Here is a 3,971-nt window from a genome sequence, read left to right on the forward strand (position 1 = left end):
AAGGTACGGCTCGAGGCGACCCGGGATGGGTTGTCGATCCATTCGTCGTTGCTCGCGGCGATCGACTACACGCTCAATCACTGGAGCGGCCTGGTCCTGTTCCTCGACGATGGCCGGCTTGAGCCGGACACCAATATCGTGGAGCGCTCGATCCGGCCGATTGGAATCGGGCGGCGCAACTCTTTGTTTGCGGGGGACGCGGGCGCAGCCGAGACCTGGGCGATCCTGGCTTCGCTCGTCAACACCTGCAAACTCAATGGCGTTGATCCGGAAACCTGGCTGACCGACGTGCTCGAGCGCATCGTCTCCGGGGAGGTCACGAACAACCGGCTGCACGAACTGCTGGTCTGGAACTGGAAGATCGCGCGGGCCGCAGCAGCGACGATGCAGGCTGCGGCATGGCACGGCAACGGACGACGCAGGACGGGATCACGAAAGCCGCCGCCCACAAGACCACGATGGCGGACTATACCATGCCGTTGGAGCAGTTGGAGCCATGGCTGCAGCGGCGCGCCGCCATGGTGGCGCCCAAGCGACGTCCGCTGGCGACCTCGCTGGCGATGCTCGACGGCTACGTGTCAGCAATTGTCGCCGATCCGCTGTCGTTCCCATCGCCGAAATGGATGTGTCCTCTGCTCGGTGTCGAGCCCGATGCATTCAACCACGATACCGAGGAGTTTGCCGCGATCGCGGCCGTGGGCATGCGCCACAATGTGATCCGCAACACCCTGGCCACCGCCCCGAAACGTCTGGTGCCGTTGTTCAGCCACGACGCCGCCGGCGCGCTCGATCTGCGTCCTTGGTGCACCGGATTTTGTGCCGCCATGAACTTGCGCCGCTCCGCCTGGGCGCCGCTGTTGCGCGGCGATCGTGATCTCATGCTGCGGTCGATCTTGCGCCATGCCGACCAGCACTCAGCACGCGATGCCGAACCTTCTGCAGGGACCGAACAGGACTGGTACGCCATCATGCCTGCGCTCCTGAACGGTCTGCGGCTTCACTGGATGCCGACCCGCTTCAAACGCAGCTCCTGAACGCCGTTGTCAAGATCAGCGAGACGTGTGAACTCGCACCGCTTACGATTGAATCGTCGGGTGTATCTAGCCATCGAGGGTGTATCTGTCTACCGAGGCAGTATTTCGCGCTACCATGGACCGACCGGACCAGATCGTTCACCCGCCGTACGTGCGCTGAGCGGCCGGTAGAACGTTGGGTCTCTCAATCAGCAGTGCCGATCCGGGTGCACACGAGTCCGGAGATCAAGGACGACGCCTGTTTTGCTGGGGTATGCAAGCGGTCTCCCGGTCAACTAGCTATACCCGCCTTCCTCCGTGGCTCAGTCGCGGGCAGGCCCCTATTCGTCACTCACGGTTTCTCTCTCCGGGGGCTGCACACGGAGTGGACCCTGAGAAGTGCGACGACATGCACCTCGCTGGGCAGTTGAATGGAATAAGCTTCAGCAAGAGCATCAAAATAGCTTGATGCTCACGTTGCGTCAGGTTGTAGGCTTTGAAAAACACCGAACCAAAGCTTCACCCACACACGTATCGAGGAACCAGAGCCGAGCGCCAAGTGGCTCAGATGCTCGCTTCAAGATGGTCTGGAGAACGAAAATGAAGGTCAGAACCTCGCTTTCTGACTCATTAGGCAAGCATTCGGGAGGGCCGGGAGTGAGAAGTGCTCCAATCAAGCAATTGCAGATCAGTTGGCAATGCCTTCGAGCGCGCCGGTGGCCTCGCGACGGTTTCAGTCGTGAGCTCTTTCAGTAGCCCTGCCGCTGCGCGTCCTTTTTAGAACAAGCAGATCCTACCCAAAGCACAAGAAAACTCGTGCTGGTGCGCCGTTGAAACAACTTAGGCGCGAATGGGTTTGGTTGGCGGACTCCAGCAGCTCGGAGTTGTCATGCAAGCCGAGCCTCACTGTGAAACGGTTAGCAGAGGTGTGAAATGGCACATTCGTCTCCTCCGACGCTCGCAGACCGTCGCGAAACGGGCGGTCGGGATAGGCAGCGGCTCGCAGTCCCATCAATCTCCTCTATGGTCTTTGTTGGTAGTGGTACGCTAGCTATGCGCTGCGCTCAGATAGCAATCGAGATGGGTCACGTCATCCGTGCGGTATTGTGTGCCGACGCCATATTTGCCGATTGGGCGGCGCGCGCCAACATTTTGTGCGTGGCGAGTGTTGAAGAACTCTCGACGTTCCTGAATACGGAATCGGTGGAGTGGATATTTTCGGTTGCAAATCCATTCATATTGCCAGCGAATGTGGTTGGGCGAGCGCGTGAGGGCGCTTTCAACTACCACGACGGCCCCTTACCGCGATATGCAGGAACTCATGCAACATCTTGGGCGCTGTTGGCTCAAGAGACTAAACACGCCATCACGTGGCATCGCATCGATGAGGGGGTTGATACGGGTGATCTGGTCGTTCAACGCGAGGTGTTAATTGCGCCCCCCGATACCGCCTTGACCCTGAATCTCAAATGTTATGAAGCCGCTGTCGAGGGCTTCCGCGAGCTCTTGACTGGGTTAACGAACGGAGAGTTCAGCGCGCGTCCGCAGGTGCTAATGGACAGAACCTATTTTCGGAGGAGTCGACGCCCAGATGCTGCGGGCTGTCTGCGATGGGATCGCTCCGCGCAAGATCTGTCAGCAGTGACACGCGCGCTAGACTTTGGGCTGTATCATACAAATCCGTTGTGTGTGCCCAAGGCGCTACTTGGCGATGATGTTGTCGTAGTCAAGTGCTTGGAAGTGCTGGCTGGATGCTCGGGCTTTCCGGCGGGCTCCCTGGTTAAAATCCACTCCAGCCATTGGAGTGTGGCAACAGGTACAGAGGATGTTGATGTTTACTTTGGCAGCTCAGATGGTCAGGCTTTGGACGCGTGGGCACTCGCGAGGCGCTCCAATCTGAGTATAGGCGACTCCCTCCCGATTTTGAGCGATGAGGAGGCGCGGAGCATAACTGTCGTTCACGAAATGTTGGCGCCTCAAGAGAATTTTTGGCGACAGCGACTTGAGCAGTTTAAGTTACTGCAGCTTCCTTATCTGTCGTCTTCAGAAGCTGAGGGTCACCGCAGACGGCAGACGACTTCATGGCTCATTCCAAGTGCGTTGGCCAAGCTGTCGCCAATCGAACGCACGGAACACCTACTGAGTGCTTGGCTGATCTATCTGGCCCGTATTACCGGCCAATCAGAGCTCCAATTGGGATGGACTCCTACAGCGAATGGAGCGCGAGCCGGGTTAAATGCGGTGGAGGAGCTCGTCGCTTCCGTCGTGCCGATGGAAATTACTATCGATCTTAGTCATGGTTTTGCAGAGGTGCGCAAGGCAGTTGCCGCCGAATGCGCTCAGCTGAAGAGGCGTGATAGCTTTGCGCGGGACCTTATCGCGCGCTGCCCAACGTTGCGGAATGCGGAGGCGCTACGATTGCGCCGCCCTTGGCCGATTGGCATTTCCGTTAGGATGAACAGCTGTTCTGCCGCTCACGATCTAGCTTCGAGGCCGAGTTCTGAGACAGCCCCGTCGGGTGATTTTCTAACGTTTGAGGTTTGCGCTCTGGATGGGAGCTTTCGATGGAACTTTGATGAAAGTCGTGTAGCGCCCGAGCAGGTCAACCGCATTACGCAGCATTTGCAAACTCTTTTGTGTCCTGTAGTTGCGGATGTGCAGCAGCCGGTCGACCGGATTGAGCTGCTGCCGGCCGCGGAGCGGGCGTACCTGTTGGAGGAGCTGAACCGGACGGCGGCGCCTTATCCTGCGGAGCGGTGCATCCACGAGCTGTTCGAGGCGCAGGTCGCCAAGACGCCGGATGCGGTGGCGGTGGTCTATGGGGACGAACGCGTAAGCTATGGCGCGCTCAATGCGCGGGCCAACCGCCTGGCGCATCATCTGATCGGGCTCGGGGTGACGCCGGATCAGCCGGTTGCGATCTGCCTGGAGCGCAGCGTGGCGATGGTGGTGGGGCTG

Annotated in this window: 2 protein-coding genes and 1 pseudogene; all 3 read left to right on the plus strand. The window is 59.1% G+C overall.

Features of this window, described 5'->3' with window-relative positions; translation table 11 throughout:
* A pseudogene (locus K288_RS55475) lies at positions 1-312 on the plus strand (transposase); the annotation flags it as partial.
* A gap of 86 nt (positions 313-398) precedes the next feature.
* Positions 399-1,034 carry a UPF0149 family protein gene (locus K288_RS55480; protein ID WP_064737413.1) on the plus strand — a complete coding sequence of 212 codons (636 nt, stop codon included), beginning with the start codon at positions 399-401 and terminating at the stop codon, positions 1,032-1,034.
* A gap of 1,059 nt (positions 1,035-2,093) precedes the next feature.
* A partial coding sequence (locus tag K288_RS53430; RefSeq protein ID WP_160169104.1) for a formyltransferase family protein occupies positions 2,094-3,971 on the plus strand: 1,878 nt, incomplete at its 3' end.

Origin of the sequence: Bradyrhizobium sp. Ai1a-2 (assembly GCF_000426245.1) — a bacterium.
GTDB lineage: Bacteria > Pseudomonadota > Alphaproteobacteria > Rhizobiales > Xanthobacteraceae > Bradyrhizobium.

Bases quoted from the DNA above. Each gene is read 5' to 3' on its own strand.
- K288_RS55480 (WP_064737413.1), top strand. From the start codon at position 399: ATGGCACGGCAACGGACGACGCAGGACGGGATCACGAAAGCCGCCGCC.